General features: G+C 58.3%; 21 protein-coding genes. 14 read left to right on the plus strand and 7 right to left on the minus strand.

Features of this window, described 5'->3' with window-relative positions:
* Positions 1-18 precede the first annotated feature (18 nt).
* The 3 genes from ACJ8QI_RS04150 to ACJ8QI_RS04160 are packed head-to-tail and all read left to right on the plus strand — an operon-like array spanning position 19 to position 2488.
* Entirely contained in the window at positions 19-441 is a 423-nt protein-coding gene (locus tag ACJ8QI_RS04150; RefSeq protein ID WP_060435266.1) for a hypothetical protein, read from the plus strand.
* The gene (locus tag ACJ8QI_RS04155) at positions 438-1826 is read left to right on the plus strand and encodes an FKBP-type peptidyl-prolyl cis-trans isomerase N-terminal domain-containing protein (protein ID WP_343179315.1); all 1389 of its coding nucleotides are present in this window, start codon (positions 438-440) and stop codon (positions 1824-1826) included. The genes ACJ8QI_RS04150 and ACJ8QI_RS04155 overlap by 4 nt, the downstream gene beginning before the upstream one ends.
* Complete coding sequence (locus tag ACJ8QI_RS04160) at positions 1823-2488, plus strand: response regulator transcription factor (protein ID WP_060440316.1); 666 nt, start codon at positions 1823-1825, stop codon at positions 2486-2488. Before ACJ8QI_RS04155 ends, ACJ8QI_RS04160 begins: the two co-directional genes overlap by 4 nt.
* Before the next feature lie 54 nt (positions 2489-2542).
* On the opposite strand, the gene ACJ8QI_RS04165 is transcribed toward ACJ8QI_RS04160, so the two are convergent.
* The 4 genes from ACJ8QI_RS04165 to deoC all read right to left on the minus strand — a co-directional run bounded on the left by ACJ8QI_RS04165 (position 2543) and on the right by deoC (position 7879).
* The gene (locus ACJ8QI_RS04165; RefSeq protein ID WP_025302221.1) at positions 2543-3910 is read right to left on the minus strand and encodes an L-serine ammonia-lyase; all 1368 of its coding nucleotides are present in this window, start codon (positions 3908-3910) and stop codon (positions 2543-2545) included.
* A 92-nt stretch (positions 3911-4002) separates the two neighbouring features.
* A complete protein-coding gene (locus tag ACJ8QI_RS04170) occupies positions 4003-5301 on the minus strand; it encodes an HAAAP family serine/threonine permease (RefSeq protein ID WP_038881129.1) in 1299 nt (432 codons plus the stop codon).
* 979 nt (positions 5302-6280) lie between these two features.
* Complete coding sequence (gene deoR / locus ACJ8QI_RS04175) at positions 6281-7045, minus strand: DNA-binding transcriptional repressor DeoR (protein ID WP_060421601.1); 765 nt, start codon at positions 7043-7045, stop codon at positions 6281-6283.
* Between the two features lie 153 nt (positions 7046-7198).
* On the minus strand, positions 7199-7879 hold the full coding sequence (deoC, locus tag ACJ8QI_RS04180) for a deoxyribose-phosphate aldolase (RefSeq protein WP_038881133.1): 681 nt from the start codon (positions 7877-7879) through the stop codon (positions 7199-7201).
* A 213-nt stretch (positions 7880-8092) separates the two neighbouring features.
* Here deoC and ACJ8QI_RS04185 point away from each other — a divergent pair, with 213 nt between their 5' ends.
* Positions 8093-8929, plus strand: coding sequence for a hypothetical protein (locus ACJ8QI_RS04185; protein WP_442532108.1), 837 nt, complete (start codon positions 8093-8095; stop codon positions 8927-8929).
* A gap of 37 nt (positions 8930-8966) precedes the next feature.
* On the opposite strand, the gene ybjG is transcribed toward ACJ8QI_RS04185, so the two are convergent.
* Both ybjG and ACJ8QI_RS04195 read right to left on the minus strand, forming a co-directional pair.
* Positions 8967-9572, minus strand: coding sequence for an undecaprenyl-diphosphate phosphatase (ybjG, locus tag ACJ8QI_RS04190; RefSeq protein ID WP_060421609.1), 606 nt, complete (start codon positions 9570-9572; stop codon positions 8967-8969).
* Positions 9573-9577: 5 nt separating this feature from the next.
* Positions 9578-10312 carry a phosphatase PAP2 family protein gene (locus ACJ8QI_RS04195; RefSeq protein ID WP_070913975.1) on the minus strand — a complete coding sequence of 245 codons (735 nt, stop codon included), beginning with the start codon at positions 10310-10312 and terminating at the stop codon, positions 9578-9580.
* Between the two features lie 147 nt (positions 10313-10459).
* Here ACJ8QI_RS04195 and ACJ8QI_RS04200 point away from each other — a divergent pair, with 147 nt between their 5' ends.
* Positions 10460-11305 carry a 5'-methylthioadenosine/S-adenosylhomocysteine nucleosidase gene (locus tag ACJ8QI_RS04200; protein WP_442532133.1) on the plus strand — a complete coding sequence of 282 codons (846 nt, stop codon included), beginning with the start codon at positions 10460-10462 and terminating at the stop codon, positions 11303-11305.
* 140 nt (positions 11306-11445) lie between these two features.
* Positions 11446-11958: a serine protease inhibitor ecotin gene (eco, locus tag ACJ8QI_RS04205; RefSeq protein WP_049202226.1), complete on the plus strand. Its 513-nt coding sequence runs from the start codon at positions 11446-11448 to the stop codon at positions 11956-11958.
* A 55-nt stretch (positions 11959-12013) separates the two neighbouring features.
* On the opposite strand, the gene ACJ8QI_RS04210 is transcribed toward eco, so the two are convergent.
* Positions 12014-12919, minus strand: coding sequence for a LysR family transcriptional regulator (locus tag ACJ8QI_RS04210; protein WP_442532109.1), 906 nt, complete (start codon positions 12917-12919; stop codon positions 12014-12016).
* Between the two features lie 112 nt (positions 12920-13031).
* Here ACJ8QI_RS04210 and ACJ8QI_RS04215 point away from each other — a divergent pair, with 112 nt between their 5' ends.
* From ACJ8QI_RS04215 to ACJ8QI_RS04250, 8 genes are all read left to right on the plus strand, one after another.
* Positions 13032-14147 carry a four-carbon acid sugar kinase family protein gene (locus ACJ8QI_RS04215; protein WP_442532110.1) on the plus strand — a complete coding sequence of 372 codons (1116 nt, stop codon included), beginning with the start codon at positions 13032-13034 and terminating at the stop codon, positions 14145-14147.
* A complete protein-coding gene (gene pdxA, locus ACJ8QI_RS04220; RefSeq protein ID WP_442532111.1) occupies positions 14144-15145 on the plus strand; it encodes a 4-hydroxythreonine-4-phosphate dehydrogenase PdxA in 1002 nt (333 codons plus the stop codon). Before ACJ8QI_RS04215 ends, pdxA begins: the two co-directional genes overlap by 4 nt.
* Before the next feature lie 32 nt (positions 15146-15177).
* Positions 15178-15870 carry a hypothetical protein gene (locus ACJ8QI_RS04225; RefSeq protein ID WP_442532112.1) on the plus strand — a complete coding sequence of 231 codons (693 nt, stop codon included), beginning with the start codon at positions 15178-15180 and terminating at the stop codon, positions 15868-15870.
* A gap of 183 nt (positions 15871-16053) precedes the next feature.
* Positions 16054-16404 (plus strand): hypothetical protein, encoded by a 351-nt coding sequence (locus ACJ8QI_RS04230; RefSeq protein WP_197801812.1) that lies wholly within the window; start codon positions 16054-16056, stop codon positions 16402-16404.
* Between the two features lie 143 nt (positions 16405-16547).
* Positions 16548-17564 carry a hypothetical protein gene (locus tag ACJ8QI_RS04235; protein ID WP_100396476.1) on the plus strand — a complete coding sequence of 339 codons (1017 nt, stop codon included), beginning with the start codon at positions 16548-16550 and terminating at the stop codon, positions 17562-17564.
* A gap of 14 nt (positions 17565-17578) precedes the next feature.
* On the plus strand, positions 17579-17971 hold the full coding sequence (locus tag ACJ8QI_RS04240; RefSeq protein ID WP_336842982.1) for a hypothetical protein: 393 nt from the start codon (positions 17579-17581) through the stop codon (positions 17969-17971).
* Between the two features lie 433 nt (positions 17972-18404).
* Entirely contained in the window at positions 18405-19880 is a 1476-nt protein-coding gene (locus ACJ8QI_RS04245; RefSeq protein WP_442532113.1) for a phospholipase, read from the plus strand.
* Positions 19877-20620, plus strand: a complete 744-nt coding sequence (locus ACJ8QI_RS04250; protein WP_141969839.1) for an ankyrin repeat domain-containing protein — start codon at positions 19877-19879, stop codon at positions 20618-20620. The genes ACJ8QI_RS04245 and ACJ8QI_RS04250 overlap by 4 nt, the downstream gene beginning before the upstream one ends.
* The last annotated feature ends 44 nt before the right edge of the window (positions 20621-20664 follow it).

The following is a 20664-nucleotide window of genomic DNA, read 5'->3' on the forward strand; positions in this document are numbered from 1 at the left end:
ACAAGGACAAAAAACGCAATGATGATAAAGCCCCTCAATCGCGCCCTGCGCATGGGCCTGCTGTGCCTGTTGGCGTTGAGCGCCGCCGCCTGTCAAAACCAAAAGTCGGGCAAGCCGGCTGTGAACACCAAAAATCAGGCTGTGCAGGCTCCGTCAGAAGAGGCTTTGCGCAAGCAGCGTGAGGCCGAGCAGCTGCAGCAGTGCCAGGAGCAACTGGGTGCATTGCGCACGATCGACGAGAAACAGTATCAGCGCTATAAACAGGCCTTCGACAGCCTGATGAGCGGCGCTTCGCAGTACGCCAACCTGCGCGCCCGGGTAAACGGCGACACGCAGGAGACGGTGGATGCGCTGTATCGCTACAAGGTCAACTATCTGTGCGCCGGGGTGAATCAGGCGGTGTTGACCGGCTTGGCGGATCGCGGGGAGCAGGTTAAATGAGGCTGCGCCTGCTGGGCTGTGCGGCTCTGCTGTTCACCGGCGTCGCGCAGGCGGACGACGGTGTGCCGGCGCTGCTGCAGTTTGCCGAGCAGTATCAACGGCAGAACACCGCGCCGAAGAGCGAAAACGCGGCACCCGCCGACCGCGGGGCGGGGCAAAAAAAGCGTGAGCCGGCAAAGCGTCCGTCGGATACCCACCAGCCTGGTTCCCCGGCCAAAGCTTTTACGCTGAGCCAGGAATTATTGGCGCGTGACCAACAGCTGGCGCGCCAGCGAATGGAACTGACGGTGTTGCGCCAGGAACTCGCCGCGCTGCGGGCGGAGAAAGCGGCACCACCCGTCGCGACGTTGCCCGATTCGTCAACGCTGCAGCAGTGGATCGCCGGGCTGGGCGCCGCCTGGCGCGGCTCGCCCGATGCGCAGCGCGCCGAGGCGCTGCTGCGGCAGGCGACGCAGGAAACCGCCAAAACCAAAGCGACGGCGATGCAGGCCGAACGGCGCGTCACCGAGCTGGAGTCCGCTGCGCAGGCATCGGCACAGACGCTTGCACAACGCCAGCGCGAGCACCAGGAGGAACTGCACACTCTGCGTACCGCGCTGGAGGCGAGTGAGCAGAAGCGGGCCGATGAGCAGAAAGTGACCCAGCAGGCGCGCGAAGCGCTGTTGGCGCTGCATAAGCGGCTGCAATGGGAGGTGACGCCGGAGCAGTTGAAGGATGAACGCAAGCGTTTGTCCTATGCGGCGGGCAGTGCGCTGGGGCGGGATATTCAGGGGGTAGTGACGGAGCGTCAAAGCTGGGGCGTACCGGTGGACCGCGACAGCCTGTTGGCGGGCGTCATCGATAGCGTGTCGGGGCGTTTGCAGCTGCCGCCGGATGAACTGAATACGCTGACGGCGCAGGCGGATGCCGCCGCCATGGCCGCGCGTGAGAAACGCGTTAACGAACAGCGGCGGCGTGATGAAGATTATCTGGCGCAGTTCAGTCAACAAAAGGGCGTAAAGCAGTCGGCGATGGGCTTTTGGTATCGGGTGGATTACGCCGGGGAGGGCGTGCTGGCGCCAACGGCGGTGGTCGATGTGGTCGTGAAGGAGAAATTGACCGACGGCACGGTGATCCAGGATATGGAGCTGAGCGGCAAGGTGCTGTCGCAACCGCTGTCCGAGTATCCGCCGCTGTTCAGGGAGGCGATAAGCCATCTGCATAACCACGGTTCGCTGACGATGGTCGTGCCGCCGGCGCTGGCCTACGGCGAAACCGGCTACCCGCCGAAAGTGCCACCTAACGCCACCATGATTTATGAATTACGCATCGACAACAGTCAGGCTCCGACAAAGGGGGCCCAGGCGGTTAAACGGGAAGCCGGAACGGCGGGAGGGCAGGGATGAACACCATGATAAAAATCGCGCTATTTGATGAAAACCGTTACTTCAGCGCCGGTTGGCAGGAGGCCCTGGCGCTGCATTTCAGCACTTACGGCAAGCGCACGCTGTTACTGGATGCGCAGCAGGTTCACGAAGCCGATCTGGTGTTCTGCTATTTTCCTCCTGGCGTGCAAAGCTGCTTTTGTCACTTCTTTGAGGCGCAGGCCGCAGGGCGTAAAACGCTGTATTTCTCGTTGCGAACGCCGGAGGGGCGGCATAAACGCACCGTCGGCACCCGATGCTCGCTGGAGGCCGGCGTCATTTACCACGATACGCCGCTGGTATCGGCATTGTATCAGGTGAGCGCCGAACTGGAGCGGCGCAGCAAATGGCCGGGCAGGCCGGGTTGTGGCATGAACTGCGTATGCCAGCACCGAGGCCTGACGCTGCGCGAACAGGAGATCATGCGCTGCATGACGCGGGAGATGGGGGTGACGCAAATTGCGCGGATGCTGGACATCAGCGTGAAAACCGTCAGCAATCACAAGATGAGCGTTATGCGCAAGATGGGATTCCGGCGTAATGCCGAACTTTACGGTTGGCTGCGGCACAGCGCCCGTCCCGGCGCCGTGGGGGCTCGAGCCGGCATTCAGCCGGGCGTTGCGGCAGGGAAAGAGCGGCATTGAAACGGCGCCGGCCAGATCGGAACGGCCGGCGCCTTTAGTGATTCGCCGTGGCGGTCAATTGCAGGCAACGACCTTGATCGCCAGCCCGCCCTGTGAGGTTTCGCGGTATTTGGCGTTCATGTCTTTGCCGGTTTCGTACATGGTTTCGATCACCTTATCCAGACAAACTCGCGGTTCGCTGGTGCGGCGCATCGCCATGCGCGCGGCGTTGACCGCCTTGACGGCGGAAATGGCATTGCGTTCGATGCAGGGCACCTGAACCTGGCCGGCGAGCGGATCGCAGGTCAGCCCCAAATGGTGCTCCATGGCGATCTCCGCCGCGATGCACACCTGCGCCGGGCTGCCGCCCAGCAGCTCGGTCAACCCGGCCGCCGCCATCGAACAGGCTACGCCCACTTCCCCCTGACAGCCCACTTCGGCACCGGAGATCGAGGCGTTCATCTTGTACAGCGCGCCAATCACGCCGGACGCCAGGAAATAGCGGGTGTAGGAGTTGGCGTTCACCGGGCGGATGAACTTGTCGTAGTAAGCCAGCACCGCAGGGATGATGCCGCAGGCGCCGTTGGTCGGCGCGGTGACCACGCGGCCACCGGCGGCGTTCTCTTCGTTGACCGCCAGCGCGAACATGTTGATCCAATCGACCACGTTCATCGGGTCGATATTGTTCTTGTCGCCGGTCACCAGAATGCGGCGCAGCGCGGCGGCGCGGCGCGGCACTTTCATCGGGCCGGGCAGCAAGCCTTCGGTGTTGATGCCGCGTTCGATACCGGCGCTCATCACCTGCCAGACGTCGGCGAAGTGCGCGTCGATATCCGCCTTGCTGCGCAGCGCCAGCTCGTTCTGCATCACCAGGCCGGACAACGACAGCCCGGTGTCTTTGCAATGCTGCTGCAGATCGTGCGCCGATTTGAACGGGTAGGGCACCGGCGTGGCGCCCTCGGCGGACTGACCGAAGTGCTCTTCGTCGACGATGAAACCGCCACCGATCGAGTAATAGGTTTTGCTGTGCAGCAGGCGCTCACCGGCGAAGGCGCGGATGCGCATGCCGTTTTCGTGCAGCGGCAGGTTGTCGCTGTGGAAGTTCATACCGCCGTGCAGCGGGAAATCCACCTCGTGATGGCCGTTGGCCAGCGGCAGGCGGCCGCGCTGTTCGACGTCGCGGATAAAGCCCGGAATGCTGTCGATGTCCACGTCGTGCGGCAGGTTGCCGGCCAGGCCCATGATGATGGCGATATCGGTGTGGTGGCCTTTACCGGTCAACGACAGCGAACCGTACACGTCGACCACCACGCGGGTAGTGTCCTGCAGCTGCTGGTGGGCGATCAGATCGTCGACGAACTGTTTGCCGGCTTTCATCGGGCCAACGGTGTGGGAACTGGATGGGCCGATGCCAATTTTGAAAATATCGAAAACGCTGACCATGGTCTCGCCTCCTTCTTCAGGTTTCAGGCGGTGAATACGGGAAATGGGGGAGTGCGGGAGGGCCGGCGCGCAGCGGCGCCGGCCGGACGTGATTAGCCGAGCAGGCTGAACACGATTGCAGAGATGGCGATCAGACCCATCACAACCACGAACACGTTGCTGATGTGGCCGCTGTACTTACGCATGGCAGGCACTTTACGGATGGCGTACATCGGCATCAGGAACAGCAGCATGGCGATGATTGGGCCGCCCAGGGTTTCGATCATGCCCAGGATGCTTGGGTTCAGGGTGGCGACGATCCAGGTGGTCACCAGCATGAAGATAGCGGTCATGCGGTTCAGCTTGGCGGTGCTGACGGTTTTGCCGCGGCTCTTCATCGACTTGGCAACCAGGCCGTTGAAGCCTTCACGCGCGCCCAGGTAGTGGCCCAGGAACGATTTGGTGATGGCGACGAAGGCGATAACCGGCGCGATGTACGCGATCATCGGGTTGTTAAAGTGGTTAGCCAGGTAAGACAGAATCGAGATGTTCTGCGCCTTGGCTTCCGCCAGGTTTTCCGGCGTCAGGCTCAGCACGCAGCTGAACACGAAGAACATCACGGTCAGCACCATCATGATGTGTGCATAAGCCAGAATGCGGGAGCACTTCTTCTCGGCGTCTGCGCCGTACTCTTCGCGTTTGGCGACGGCGAAGGCGGAGATGATCGGCGAGTGGTTGAAGGAGAACACCATTACCGGGATCGCCAGCCACAGGGTCATTATCAGGCCGTGGCCCATGCCGGTACCGCTGCCGGACAGCGACACGTTTTCGAAGATGGCGCCGGTCCAGTTAGGGATCAGATACACCGCCAGCAGCATCAGCACCGCGACGAACGGGAAGACCAGGATGCTCATGGTTTTCACGATGGCCTGCTCACCGAAGCGCACGATGGTCATCAGGCCGACGATCAGGATCAGCGACAGGATGGCGCGCGGTGGCGACGTCATGCCCAACTGGTGGGTGATGAAGCTGTCGACGGTGTTGGTGATCGCCACGCTGTAAACCAGCAGAATCGGGTAGATGGCGAAGAAGTACAGCAGGGTAATCAGCTTACCGGCGGTGATGCCGAAGTGCTCTTCTACCACGGCGGTGATGTCTTCACCGGGATTTTTGCCGGACAGAACGAAACGGCACAGGCCGCGGTGGGCAAAGAAGGTCATCGGGAAAGCGATGATGGCCATGATGATCAGAGGAATCAAACCGCCGATACCGGCGTTGATTGGCAAGAACAGGACGCCTGCGCCGATGGCGGTGCCGTACAGGCCCAACATCCACATGGTATCCGTTTTACGCCAGGTACTGCTGGAGCCCGAGGCCGCAGAGGCAATTGTGCCGGTCTGTGTAGTGTCCATAAATATCTCCGAAGTGAACACGAATTTAAAATTAAAAGGCAAAACTTAAGGTTAAACCGTCAAACGTCCTATTCAGGCAACGCTTGCGGTAAGAATCAGGTGTTGCTTGCGGGGATGTTTTGGCGTCCCCCTGGTTGTTTATTGCGTTCATTACCAAGGCACAGCGCCGGGTAATTCACTAAAGACTTTTCACCGTCACGGGTGATAAAAGTCGTTACCGCTGCCGACAGGTCTTTGCCTGTCGATTTTTGTTGGCGGCAAGATAACGATTTACAGTAGAAACAACCGTGATCCTGCTCTCAAATGCGCAATATGTGCAGTTATCCGCTTTTTTATCGATTTTTCGCGCATTTGTTGCACATTTGTGTAAGATTTCGTGCTGAGAACGCTCTCATAAAGATTTCTGCGATTATGCGGTTTGTACAATAATTAGCCGGATAAAGCGCTGTGCTCAGCAGCAAGCCGAGCAATATATTTTATGCGTGGTTTTGGATCTAGCGAAAAACCCGGATTAAGCAGTTTTAGTGACGTAGATCACATTGTATTTTTAAGTAAAATTCAATTCATCTATTTGTTTTTAATGGTTTTTTGTTAAAAATCACCGCTAATAACGAAGGGAAATTACTTACGTGGTTAGCGGATAAAAATGCGTAACCATTCATCATATAAATAACAGATAACTAACAGGTATTGGCGAGATTTGCTGCAATCGCTTAAACCGCCGTTTATTTAAACATCCCGGCCTTTGGCGCGATTTATCATATAAAAGCCATAAATAGTCGTTAATTCACGCAGCCGACAGCCGGTTTAGCCTGCGAGAAAATAATCACTCGGGTGATCTGTTGCATTTTATTAACCTGATGTTGCGTGCGGATAAGCGAAAAACGCGAATCGATTGCGCATTATTTGTTCATTTTCGGGCGGGAAAAGAAGGGGATTGCAACGGTGCGCCGTCGGTTTCGACGGCGCAGAAGGCGGACTAATAGCGGGTAGCGATGGCGTTGTCGTTGAAGAACGCCATGAAGTCGGCGTCCGGTTGGCGGTCGCTGATCACCCGATCGAACTGCGTCAGGGGGCCGATGCAGGCCGGTTTGGTTTTGCCGAACTTGCTGTGGTCTGCCACCAGGATCTTTTGCTGCGCCATCGCCATGGCGCGATGCTTCATCTCCAGCTCGTCGAAGTTGAAGCAGGTGGCGCCGTGCTGCAGGCTGAGGCCGGCGGCGGAGATAAAGGCGATGTTCGGGCAGATGTGATCGAGCTCGTTACGGCCGCTGACGCTGGAAAAGATGTAGTTGTTCGGCTTGAACTCACCGCCGCACAGGACCACCTTGCAGTTAGGTTTGTCCTGCAGCGCCAGGAAGGTGTTCAGCGAATGACAGACGGCGGTGAAGGTCAGCTCGTCGGCGATGGCGTCGATGATCGCCGGGGTAGTGGTGCCGCAGTCGAAAAACACCGTGTCGTTTTCATTGATCAACGGGGCCGCCAGCAGGCCGATACGCCGTTTCTCCGTCACCTGCTTGGCTTTTTGATCGGAAACGAAGTAGTTGGTCACGCCGTTGCTGCGCGGATCGGTCACCACATAGCCGCCGAGCAGCACCACCGCCGCCGGTTCGGCGCTCAGATCGCGGCGAATGGTCATCTCCGAGACCCCCAGCAGCACGGCGGCTTCTTTCAGGTGGATCTTGTCAGCGCGTTTTAACGCCTGAACTAGCCGGTTGATACGTTCTTCGCGCCGCGTTTCCATAGGTCCGTCTTCCCACAGGTAGTAGAGGTAAAAGGGCGTGCCGGCGTGTCCGGCGCTAAACACAACAATGCGGGGCAATATCGGGCCGCCTTGGCCGCCCGTATTGTCCCGCATCGGAGTGTATTGGCTGTGCCCGTCAGGACATGCCGACGATCAGTAGCTGCCCGCCGCCGGCTGGGCGCCGGAAACGATGGCGACGCCGGAGCTGGTGCCGATACGCGTGGCGCCGGCGTTGATCATCTTCTCGGCGGTGGCGCGATCGCGCACGGCGCCGGAAGCTTTCACGCCCATTTCGCTGCCCACGGTCTCGCGCATCAGTTTGACGTGCTCTTCCCGAGCGCCGCCGGTGCTGAAGCCGGTGGAGGTTTTCACGAAGGCCACATCGAGTTCGCGACACATTTCACAAACCTGGACGATCTGCGCATCGCTGAGCAGGCAGGTTTCCAATATTACCTTCAACGGGATCGCCGCGCAAACCTCGCGCACGGCGGCGATGTCGGCTTTCACTTCGTCCAACAGGCCGCTTTTCAACCAGCCGACGTTGATCACCATATCGATCTCTTGTGCGCCGGCGGCGATTGCCGCTTTGGCTTCAAAGGCTTTGGCGACGGTCAGGCCGGCACCCAGCGGGAAACCGATCACCGAGCAGACTTTTACGGTGCTTTCTTGCAGCAGCTGGGCTGCCAGCGGCACGTAGCCGGAGTTGACGCATACCGCATAGAAGTTGTGCTGCTGCGCTTCTTCGCACAGTTTGGCGATCTGCAGTTCGGTGGCGTCCATCGCCAGCAGGGTGTGGTCAACATAGCTGGCGTAATCGATGGTTTCGGTGGTCATCGCGATTCCTTAGTGAGGTTAAGACAGTAAGCGGGATGGGTAATGTGAAAATAATAACATTCAGATGCCGATAAACCTAGTGATGTTTAAAAAATGTCGATCCGATCGTCGCTATCAGGCTGTTATAGGTATAACTTAAAGGCGTTTTATTTGTTATTTAAATAACATTTAAGGGCTCGCGGCCTGCGCGGGCGCAACGTCGAGGGAAAAAAGATGAAGATCAACATCGATCTGGCTCCTGAAGCTTTCGGGGCGCATCGGCAGGAACTGTTCCGCAATGCGGATTTCGCGGTGAGTACGCATCGCTGCACAGAACGCGGGCCGATGCTGACGTTGGCGAATCATCGTGGCGCACTGACGGTTTTGCCGTATCAGGGCCTCGCGATCTGGGACGCCGAGTTTGACGGTTATTCGCTGAAGTCGGGCCGCCGCAGCGTAAAGGGCGCCGGAAGAAAGCGCGCTGACGATGCCGCGTTCTGTCCTGCCTGGCCGAATCAGGACGGTGAGCCGCTGCAGATGCAACGCGTGTGGCTCCAACTGGCGGGCGATGAGCTGACGTTGCACGGCGAGGGGGAGCGGGCGGGTGGGCGTTGGCGCATCGGCCCGGCGCTGCGTCTGGCGGCGCAGAGCGCGCAGTTCGCCATTGAGATGACGGTCACCAACCTAACCGAGCGGCCGCAGCCGCTGCGCTATGTGTGTCGCCTCAACTACGGCTGCCTTCCCGACGCGGTATTCCGTCAGAACCTGCCGGCGCCGGCGCTGTTGGGGGATGCGCTCGGGCAGGAACTGCTGTGCTCCGACGATCTGTCGCGCTATGTGGATCAGGCCGAGTTCTTTATGCTGGCGTCGCAAGGCCGGCGCTATGTGACGCGCTTCGCTACCGGGCAATTCAACTATGGCCTGCGGCGCATCGCCGTTCAGGGCAACCGGCGGCTGCTGGCTTTTATCCAGCCGGCGAACTGTCGCCCGAATGCGCTGGAGGAAGAGGCGGGAATGATGCTGGGGGCGGGAAAAACGCGGGCGTTTTGCGTGACCACCGGCGTGGTGTGAAATAACGGGGCGATAACGCCCCGGTCATGTTGTGCAGTTACTCTTTCACCCAGCCACGGCGAATGGCGAAGGCGAACAGGAAACGATACAGGCGCGACAGCTTGTCGGCGATGACATCGCCGAACAGATTCCACACCAGCTGGGCGAACAGGCAGCCGACCAGGCCGAGCAGGAAACCGCCGACCATATCCAGCGGCCAGTGCACGCCGAGGTAAACGCGTGACCAGGCGATGCCGACGGCGACGATCATCAGCAGCACGCCGGACCAGACCCGGTGCCAGAACAGAAACGCCAGCGCAAAGGTAAAGATGGCGGTGCCGTGATCGCTCGGGAACGAGCTGTCCGGCGCATGTGCCAGGAAGGTATAGCCAACGCCGGCGACGAACGGGCGCTCATGCGGCAGCAGCGCGCCGATGGTGGCGGCGGCGAGCATGGCGAACAGCAGCGCGATAGTGGTTTTCGCCACCACCTGGCGCTGCGAAACCAGCTGGCTTTGCGGCCCCCACAGCCACAGGCCGACGATCAGCAGCGGCACGATGATGATCAGATCGCGCGCCAAAAAGGTGGCGAAGTCGATCATCCACTCGGGAGACGCCGGGGTCGCATTGATCCAGGCGAAAAGAAAATGGTTCAACTGTTCCATAACCGTTACCTCGTCTTGCGGCGCCAATAGCCGCTAACCGTCCAATAAATAGCCAACTGGCTTAACCAAACCCACCAACCCGCCCACAGGTTATGGGTAAGAAAATGGGCGCCGCGCATGATCTGGCCAAAGCCCATCAGCATGCCGAGCGCAATGCCGCCGCACCAGCACCACCAGGCCAGGCGCGGACGCTGCGGATAAAACAGGAAAAACAACGCCATGACCGCGAAACCGCTCGAGGCGTGCCCGCCGGGGAAGCAGCGGCCAGGGCCCGGCAGCGCCGGTACCGCGCCGAACAGCGGGAAGGACATCGCTTTGCCGCCGTACTCGATCAGATCCCACGGGCAGGAGTGCGCGCTGGTGGCCTTGAGAATGCCTACCACCAACGGGCCGATCCCGATCAACAGCATGGTCACGATCAGGCGCGCACTGCGGCGATAGATGCCCCAAAACAGCGTCAGTACCGCCCCGACGATCACTATTTGCTTCAGCAGGCGGTGGTTGATCAGATCCAGCCAATAATTGTTTTGCCACGGGAAATGCCGGCTGGCGGGATCGTACCAAAAGTTGCTGATCGCCCAGTCCAGCTGTTCGTTGCGGGAGAGCCACAGGAACAGCAGGCCGCTGATCAGCAGGCCAAAAACCTGCCAACGGTAAAAGGATGCCGGCAGGGAGTAAAGGGCGGTTGTCTTAATTTGCGGTGCCGTTGAGGATTGATTTAATGACGATTCTGGATTCACGCGCAGGCTCGGTGGCAGGATTGAATAACGCCACTGTAATAATTCTGTCTTAAGAAAACCTTAGTCCACCGGTAAGAAAACCCTATCCGAGGCCACCGCCTTCGGCTAAGGTAATCGTTTGCTTTTTTTCGGGATGAGAATGTGGTGATGCAGAATAAAGCGCGTGTCTTACTGTTGGCGGCTGCCGGTGCGGCCTTTTCTCCGCTGAGCTTTGGCCAACCTGCGGCCGCCGGGCCGATCGTGGTGCAGGGCGCCATGCCGGTGGAGGCGGAACGTTTTGCCCAGCGGTTGGAAAACCCGCGCGAGGAGCAGATCGGCGGCTGGCGCTTTTGGCACGGCACCGTAGACGGCTACCCGGTAGTGGTGTCGGAGACGCTGAAGGGCATGTCCAACGCCGCGGCGGCCACGGCGATCGCCGCCACGCAGTTTCACCCGGTGGCGATCATCAACCAGGGCACCGCCGGCGGCCATGATCCGGCACTGAAAGTATATGACATCGTGCTGGGCAAATATTCGGTCAATCTCGGGGCGTTCAAAACGCCGGCCAAGGCGTTGGGGGAAGGCAGCGACTCGCGGCAGTGGCGGCCGATGGATCTGTTGGCTTCCAAAGGCAGCGCCGGCGAGGACAAAAAGGCGCACAGCCTGCGTCAGTTTCCCGCCGACCCCAACCTGCTGGCGATTGCGCAAAGCGTTAAGAGCGATTACCGACAGGGCAAGGTCGTGGAAGGGGTGATCGGCTCGGCCGACGTATGGAACAGCGAGCTGGATCGCATTCGCTATTTCCACGACCGCTATCGGACGTCGGTCGAAGAGATGGAGACCGCCTCCGCCGCGCAGATCGCCGCCGAGTTCAAGGTGCCGTTCGTCGGCATTCGCGTGTTGTCCAACAACATCACCAATCAGGGCAAGTACGATCCGCAAACCGGGCTGGCATGCCAGGATTATGTCTATCAGGTGGTGAAGGCCTATGTTGCCAACCTGAAGAAACGCTGAGTCATTGCTCCGGTTAATCGGCTATATCAGGCGATTGTCACTATTGATCGCCTATTGTAAAGAAGATTAAACCTGTGGCGAGCTTGGCTGTAGTGTATTAGTTTATAGGCGGATTATTTGACAACGTGTAGGGATAAAACATGAACAAGGCATCCGTTGTATTTTCTGGCCTGCTGATGGCCGTTTCCGCCGGCGCCATGGCGGCGACCTCTGGCGATGATGCGGATATCAGCAAACAGCCGCTGGAAAAAATCGCGCCTTACCCGAAAGCCGAGAAGGGCATGAACCGCCAGGTGATCTACCTGCCGAAGCAAGAGCACGAAGAGAACTACAAGGTGGAGCTGCTGATTGGCAAGACGCTGGAAGTGGACTGCAACCGCCACATGATTGGCGGCACGCTGGAGACCAAAACCCTCTCCGGCTGGGGCTATGACTACCTGGTACTGGAGAAGCTGTCCGATCCGGCCTCCACGCTGATGGGCTGCCCGGACAACACCAAGACCAAGCAATTCATCGCCGCCAACCTGGGTGATGCCGCGATGCAGCGCTACAACAGCCGCCTGCCGATCGTGGTATACGCGCCGAAAGACGCGGAAGTGAAATACCGCATCTGGAAAGCCGAAGACACCGTAAGCCAGGCCGAACAGAAGTAATCGCCGTCTGACGCCACTCCGCTTGCCCTGCGCGGCAGGCGGAGACTTTCCCCCGTTACGCTTTTTTTTCGCCCACCAACACCGCCCGTTCGGTTTCTTCCCCCATGGCGATTAGCCAATCCAACACCGTTGAGAAGATCGCATCCTCCTGGGCGTCGACCTGGGCCATCAGCACGTAATCCGTCCCGTCAGGCGCAAAGCCATATGGCGCCACCAGTGCGCCGTTGACGATATCATCCGCCACCAGCGCCAACGGGCCGATGCCGATACCGGCACCGGCGACCGCTGCCTGTAGGCTGAGATAGAAATGTTCGAAACGCAGCTCGTTGCCCGGCCGGATCTCGATGCCGCTGTGGGCACACCAGTCGCGCCAGGCATACGGGCGCGTCTCGGTGTGGAGCAGGGTACCGCGCAGTTCACGCCCCGCCGCGGCATGCTCCCGGCGGCATACCGGGCCGACCCGTTCTTTGAGGAACGGGCGGGCGACCACGTCGTCGGCGATCGGGAAATCGTTGCGGCGAATCGCCAGATCGATGCCTTCACGCGAGAAGGCGACGGCGCCGCCGGCGGAGACCAGCTGCAGATCGCGTTCTTTCCCCACCGCCTGCTGCAAACCGGCCAGACGCGGGATCAGCCAGCGGATCAGAAAGGTCGGCTCGCAGGAGATCACCAACGGGCGATTCTGATGATGCCGACAGGCGCGGTCGATCGCCGACTGCAGGTTGTCCAGCCCCCGGCCGATCTCGCTCGCCAGCTCTTGCGCCTGCGGCGTCGGATGCACCATGCGGCTGGTGCGTTGAAACAGCGCGAATCCCAGGGTCTGCTCGAATTCGCGCACCGCGCGGCTGACGGCGCCGTCGGTGACGTTGAGAGATTTGGCGGCTTTCGACACGCTGCCGTACCGCACCGTAGCTTCGAAAGCCCGCAATACCGCCAGGTTAGGCAATCTTCGTTGACGCACTGCGCCCCCTTTTGATTGATTTTTTGTCAATCATTGATACTACGCAAATCGTTTTTTATTGCCAGCAAAATCCGCCAAAGTGTGCATCACTTTCCACTTACGGGTAACTGCGATGATTGCCATTCTCGCCGATGATCTTACCAGCGCGCTCGACGGCGCGGCCCCGTTCGCCGCACGCGGACTGAACGCCTGCGTCATGCTGCGCCTGCCCGATGCCGCGTTGCAGGACGCGGAGATCGTCGCCTTCGATTTAGATTCCCGCTTCGTTTCGCCGGAGCAGGCAGAGCGGCGTTTTCGCCATGCCGCCGCCTGCGTGAAACCGGCGCGCCTCATCTACAAAACGGTGGATTCCACGCTGCGCGGCAATCTGGGGCCGGAAACGCGCGGGGCGCTGACGGGCAGCGGGCGCCGTCTCGCCATCGTCGCGCCGGCCTTCCCGGATGCCGGCCGCACCACGGTGGGCGGCCGGCAATACGTCGACGGCGTCGCGCTGGAGCAGACCGCCTTTGCGCGCGATCCGAAGAACCCGATCGTCACCGGCTACGTCATGGAGCGCATGGCGGGGCTGGAACCGACGCGCTTTCAGGTATTCGACGCCGCAGACAACGGCGAGCTGGATGAGGTCGTGAGGCGGATCGGCATTGCCGAACCGGTGGTGTGGGTGGGATCGCCGGGCCTGGCGGCGGCGCTGTCGCGTGCGTTGTCCTCGGAGGAGAACGCGCCGCCCGCTCAACCGCCGCTGCGAGCCCGCAAGGTGCTGGTGGCGATTGGCAGCCTGCATCCGGCGAATGACGCCCAGCTGGCAAGCCTGCGGCAGGCGGGCGCGGTGCTGGTCACGCTGCCGGAAGCGGCCGATCCCGAGGCGGTAGCGCAAGAGGTGCGAGCGGCGTTTGCGCGTGCCGATGTGGTTTGCCTGATGTCGCCCCGGTCGCGAGCGGCCGCGGCGGATCATGCCGCTGCGCTGGGCGCGGTCGTCAGCCGTTGCACGCCCGCCTTCGACGGGCTGGTGGCGACCGGCGGCGATACCGCGCGGCGTATCGTCGACGCCATGGCGGCCTGCTCATTGACGCTGTTCGGTGAGGTGGAACCCGGCGTGCCTTTCGGGTTGTTAAATCTGCCGGGCCGCAGGCTGCCGTTCGCCACCAAGGCGGGCGGTTTTGGCCGGGCTGCCACGTTGTTGAACTGCGTAACCCGGTTGCGCGCTGACCGAGAAGGAGAAGAACGATGACCCTTTCCACCTTGCCGCTGGCGATAACCATGGGCGATCCCGCCGGCATCGGGCCGGAGATCATCGCCAAACTGGCGGCCACAGAGCGGTTGAGCACGCCTTATGTAGTGATTGGCGATGCCGGTGCCCTGGCGCGCGCGGCGGCCAGTCTGGGGCTGACGCTGCACATCCGCGAGCTGCCCGCCTCGCTGGCGGGATGGTACGAAGCCTGGATGCGGGGAGAAATCGCCGTCTATTCCGCCGGCGTTGCGCTGCCGGCGGACTTGCCCCTCGGCAGGCTCGATAAGCGCGCGGGCGCGGCGTCTTATGCCTGGGTGGTTGCCGCCATCGATCTGGCGTTGGCGGGGCGTATCGCCGGCATCGTCACCGCGCCGCTGAACAAGGAGGCGATGCGCCTGGCGGGGATCGATTATCCGGGGCACACCGAGATCCTGGCGGCGCGCTCGGGCACCCCGGACTTCGCCATGATGCTGGCCAACGACGAGCTGCGGGTGATCCTGGTTTCCATTCACGTTTCGCTACGGGACGCCATCGACGCGGCGACCGTGGAAAACGAACTGCGCGCGTTTCATCTGGCGCAAACGGCCTGTCGGGCGCTGGGCATTGCGAAACCGCGCATTGCGGTGGCCGGCCTGAATCCGCATGCCGGGGAGAATGGCCTATTCGGCCGCGAAGATCTTGACGTCATCGTGCCCGCCATCGCCCTGGCGCGGGAACAGGGGTTGGACGTCAGCGGCCCCTGGCCCGGCGATACCGTTTTCATGCGCGCCCGGCGCGGGGAGTTCGACATCGTGGTCGCCCAATATCACGACCAGGGCCTGATCCCGGTGAAATATCTCGGGGTGGATCATGGCGTTAACGTCACCGTCGGCCTGCCGTTTATCCGCACCTCGGTCGACCACGGTACGGCGTTCGATATCGCAGGCAGCGGACGGGCGGAACACGCCAGCCTGCTGTACGCCTTCCGGCAGGCGGAAAAAATGTTGCACGCCCAATAACTCATATCACCTGAAGACAATAAGGAAACACCATGCACACACCCGAGTTTATTTTCATGCTGACGCGCAACGACAGCACGGTGCCCGATGCGCAAGCGCGGCTACCAGAGGTGCTGGCTGCCGGCGTGAAGCATATCGGCTTTAAGGATATCGGCCTGCCGCTGGATCAACTCAAACAGTTGGCGCAGGCGATCCACGCCGATGGCGCCACCGCTTATCTGGAAGTGGTTAGCCTGGATGAGGAAAGCGAGATGAATTCGGCGCGCGCGGCGCTGGCGTTGGGCGTTGATGTATTGATGGGGGGAACGCGGCCGGAAAGCGTGCTGCCGATCATTCGTCAGTCTGGCCTACGCTACTATCCGTTTGCCGGCCGCATCAGCGGCCACCCCAGCGTGCTGGAAGGTGACATTGACGATATTGTCGCCAGCGCCCGCCAGCGCGCCGCTTTACCGGGCGTGACAGGGCTGGATCTGCTGGCCTACCGCTTTGCCGGCGACGTGCCGACGTTGATTCGGCGGGTGTGCGATGCGGTCGACAAACCGGTTTATATCGCCGGGTCTATCGACCGCGAAGATCGCATCGCCGCCGTGGTGACGGGCAATGCGGTTGGCTTCACCGTCGGTACCGCGGCGCTGGACGGCGTGTTTCCCGCCGACAAGCCGGGGCTGACGGCGCAAGTCAACGCCGTGAAATGCCTGATTGGCAATGTGATCCGCAAACTGTAACGCGTCTCCATTCGGTTCTTTCCACGGCGATGGGGCGGTTATCTCATTCGTTGAATCATTAATTTGTATGGCTTCTCTTTTTAATGCTCTAGCGAGCAGGCACGCCCTTGGGCGCTCGCCGACGTTTACCCGGCAAAACAGCGTAATTGCCGCCAGGTTCAATATATATAGAGGGAGTGAAAAATGAATAAAGGGTTAGGGAGTGCCGTTGTGGCGGTGAGCCTGTTGTTAACCGGCTGCGATACCTTCAGCCTGTTGCGCGATCAAAAGATCGCCGAGGCCTTTCACGTCGGCGCCGACAAGCGCTCGATAAGCCGGGATTTCGGCGCGCCGATCGCCACCCGGCCGACGCTGAACGGCCAGGGCGTGTGCCACGACTATAACCACCGCTTGCCGAACGGCACCGTGACGCCGTTCTACGTCGGCTTCAGAAACAGCGACGGCAAAGTGGTGGCCTTTGGCCCCACCACCTGCGGGGAAGCGCAGGCCAACGGCAATCTGAACAGTGATGAACCTATCAAACAGCGGTTCTAAACGGGCATTGCTGCGCCGGCCTGGGGCCGGCGCCATTAAACATCACAACAATCCTTTCCTGTGGTTGCAACCGTTGCCTATTTGCATGCACACTGCTTTGCCGTGATTTGAAATATGTGCTTCATTTGAGAAAGGATATCTTAATGGCCAAACCTCTTCCTCCCGGTTATTGCATTGTTGAGCAGCCTGGGCCACTTGCCTTTCAGGCACAACAGCTTTTTGGTGGCCGCACCAACGATGCCAGCAGACAATTTATGGCGGTCAATGCCGATAGTTCGTGGTTAAAGCCGGGGCAAATTGTGCTGCTCATGGATCCAGAAAACCCCCTCACACCTGATACCATGCGCCTTTTAAGGCTGACGAAGCAAAATGTGAATCGTACCATTGCGCCGATGACCACAGATGATGCGGGATTTTTGCAACGAAACTATGGCGCCATTGCGGCACTCACGTCGGCAGGAGACAAGTTATTCGGTACTGCGAGCGATGTCGGTGAGAAGTATTTCCGACAGATTGAGTCTACGTTACAGAAAATTGAACGGAGTTATCAGAGTCAATTTCGCTCTCAAGGTAGCCTGATTAGCCAACAATTTTATGCTGAACGCGCTGCATTATTCGCAGAGCTTAAGGTTATGGTAAATAAGCCTGTTTTGTCGCGACTGGTGCAAAAGGCGGTGAAGTTTAAACCCTATGAAGATATGCGGCATGCACTTAATCTTTCCAGTAAGTCTATTGTTCACGAATGGTCTACAGCGGGGGTTGGTGCAATTAGAGGTTATGCCACTTACCTGGAGGGCGCCTCACGGGCTGCCACTTTCATGAAAAGTGGTGGGTATATTGCTATTGCGTTCTCAGGTTTGAATGCAACCAATGAAGTGATGTATGCATGCACCGCTGGGCGTGAGGGGGACTGTCCGAAGGTCGCAGTCAAAGAGTACAGTCAGTTTGGTTTCAGCACTGGAGGCGCCATTTTGGGGGGAAGCGGCGGAGCTATGCTGGTTGGCGGAATTTGTGTGGCTGCCGGCGTTGCTACAGGTGGTGCCGCTGCGTTTGCCTGTGGATTGGTAGGATCGCTGGGGGGAGGGCTGCTAGGCGGAGCCGCTGGTGATAAAGTTGGAAGCAAGTTTGGTGACAGCGTAAACACGCTATTTTTTGACTGAAGAGGATGTCGGCAGTGGAGCTGTTTTTAACAAAAGTTTTTGTGGCGCTTGGGTTTGTTTTTATCTTGCTATTTTTAGTAAGTTTAGTGCTGTTTGTTAAGAATAAGTCTAACTACGCTCAGCTAGTCGAGAACTATCTCGATGCGGGGTTGCTCATGCCAGGCTATGATAAGTTCTTGGCCCGGATGGGGTTCTTGGGGAGTTTTCCTGTCGCGTGGTTCTTTAGAAAAATTCTTGAGCGTAAGAAAATTAAAATCGCTGCTGGAGAGTATTTGCCGGAAGCTTCTTATGCTTTCCTCCAACAGCAACCCACTGAAAGGGTCGGTTGGGTTAGAAAGTATACGGCCTTGTACTTCAGTTTGTTTCCCATTTTCATCGTGCTGGTTGTGTTGTCTTTTTGGATATGAACCGGCAATAGCAATGAACTCTGCAAAATCCTCACTGACCAGGAAAATCACTCAGCCTGGAGGGCTAGGGCTGCACACGTTTTGGTAGCAAAAGCCCCTAAGCAAATGGGGTGTGCCATTTTTCCTTTTCTCTATATCTCTTCTGATTTTCCGCCAGACTTTTATCTGAGATTTATTTTCCTATGGCGTATGCCAGACGCCGCCGCTGAAAAACGCCATTGCATGGACTTCCTCCACCGGGTGTTACGGTGTGAACAGCAAGACAACAAAGCAATCTTTGCTGAATTGTGCTAGTTTTTCGAACACTCACGGACATGCAGTGACCTGCAAGATAAGGATATCCAATGCGTTATCGTTCGCTAAATCTCGGCGAGGTGACAAGGAAAGGGGCCGGAACGCCGCCCCAGGGAAGCGACGTACGGACTGGTGCCGTATGAAGCTGCTCTCTCTCTTTTCTGAACACACGGCGCCGGAAAGTTTCTCCCGGATACTCACCCCGACACAAGCGCGCCATGAGCTGGAGCGGCATTATCTGTTCGGCGGCGCAGCCGGCATATCGATAAGCAGCCGGTATTCCATAACCCGCAATACTCAATCCGGTATTGGCGTCACCGGTTATCGTGAGGACGCGGCTGTGAAGCGCAGCGTATTCGATGATCTCAACCGGGGCGGTTTGCTGGCGATTGATGAGGAAATAGGCGCCTGGACGCCGACCAAATACGCGTTTTACGTCGATGCGGAAGGCCGATTACAGCGCTATCCCGGCAGCTCTCTTCCTGCCTTTTATCCTACAGGGCGCGTGATCGCCCGCTATGAAGAAATGGTCAGCCGCTATGGCCGGCGGGCAAAACCGACGGTGCTGCCGGCGAGGCAGAATACGACCCGGAATCCCCCTCTGCAGCAAGCTATCGCTACCGCAGTGGCAACCGTTGCCGCCACGGTACAGGCCATCCGTCCGATGACCAAGGCAGAACGCTGGCAAGAACGCCAGTACCTGATAGGGCGAGGCAACCGCAGCATTTACCCGGATGCGCGCATGGCGGCACAGCGATTGGCGGAGAACAACGTCGCGGTCGAAAAGGCGAAGTTGGCTGAGAATGTTTACAAGACCACTAACCCGCTCAAGGACACGATAGACATCCCTGAGGGCTGGAAGGACATCAGTAACAATGATGGGGCGCTGGGTAAACTCGGTTTAAGCAAAGATATGCTCTATGACGATGAGGATACACCGGGCTTTCTGGCTCGGGTTTATCAGCCAGATGAAAACGTCTTTGGTAAAGCGATGAATCCGACGGTGGTGTTCCGCGGATCGCGTGCGCCTCAGTTCCCGGAGGGAATAAGCAAGGCTGCCCAGAAAGCGTTACTGAACGGTGATTTGTCAGGCATTAAAAACCTGAGTGACTGGTCAAATAATGGCGCTCAAGGGTTGGGGTTTAATTCGGAATACTACAAAAAAGCGGTCAATATAGGTAAAGCAATTAAAGGCGGTGCTGGGATATCTGGCCATTCGCTGGGCGGTGGCATGGCGTCTGCGGCCTCCATGGCCAGTGGCAAACCGGCTTGGACGTTTAATGCTGCAGGCCTGAATGCGGGAACCGTAAAAAAATACGGCGGTTCGATTATAGGCAGTACCGATAATATTCAGGCGTATCGCGTAAAAGGGGAACTGTTGACCAAGTTGCAGGAGGTTGATTTGTGGGAGGATGCCAAAGACCTTAAATTTTATCCCCCGGCGGTGATGGCGAAAGAACGGTTGTCCATGTTGGCGCCTGACGCCGTGGGAGTAAAACACACGCTTCCTGGTGGAACAGGTTCACTGCTGGATAAGCACGGTATAGACCAGGCGATACAATGCATTGAAAATGAAAAAGACGATGACATTGCCACAATCAAGGGAAGAATATGAAAAAAATCATACTCATTATCACGATGGTAGTGTCTACGCTCATCATGCAGGGGTGCAAACAAGGTATGGATTTACAACCACAGGATTATTTTGAAGGGACGCAGCTGGACATCGCCAACATCATCTACGAGGGTGACAGGCAAAAGCTGGATAAGGTTTTACCGACGGTAAGCAAAGAAACGTTAAATCGACCGGCCAAGGCGGAGATGACGTTGCTATTCTGGGCTATAAACAACGCCATCTTTGACAAGAATACGCCAGAGCGGCTCAAGATCATTACGGATTTGGTCAAGGCGGGGGCAGATCCACTGCAGCCAAGACCGGAAGGGCGAAGTAGCCCGGCTGAATATGTTATGAAAGCGGATAAAGGCGTCTGGATACAGGCTATGCTTGAAGGCGGACTATCGCCTAATGCAAGGGATGAAATAAACAATCAACCAATAATTTTCAAGAGCTTTCAAGCGGTTAATACAGAGACGCTGAGTACTCTAATAGATTACAAAGTTGATGTTAATATCAAAGGTGCTATGAACAGAACGCCATTAATTAATGCGTTGTATAATAGTTGCCCAGAACACATTGAGGTTCTTTTGGCTCATGGCGCTAACCCATTAGCCAAAGATGATTTTAATGACAGCTTCCTTTCTTTGATTTCTGCGGAAATAGCCAAGGGAGACAAAAATAATTCTTATATAAAGAAATTAATTAAAATTAAAGAGAAAATAAACATTATGAATTAGTTGGCTCTCAGGTGGGTGAAATAATTGGCGTTTGACGTGGATGG

Source organism: Serratia sp. CY84636, from assembly GCF_052166245.1.
GTDB lineage: Bacteria > Pseudomonadota > Gammaproteobacteria > Enterobacterales > Enterobacteriaceae > Serratia > Serratia nevei.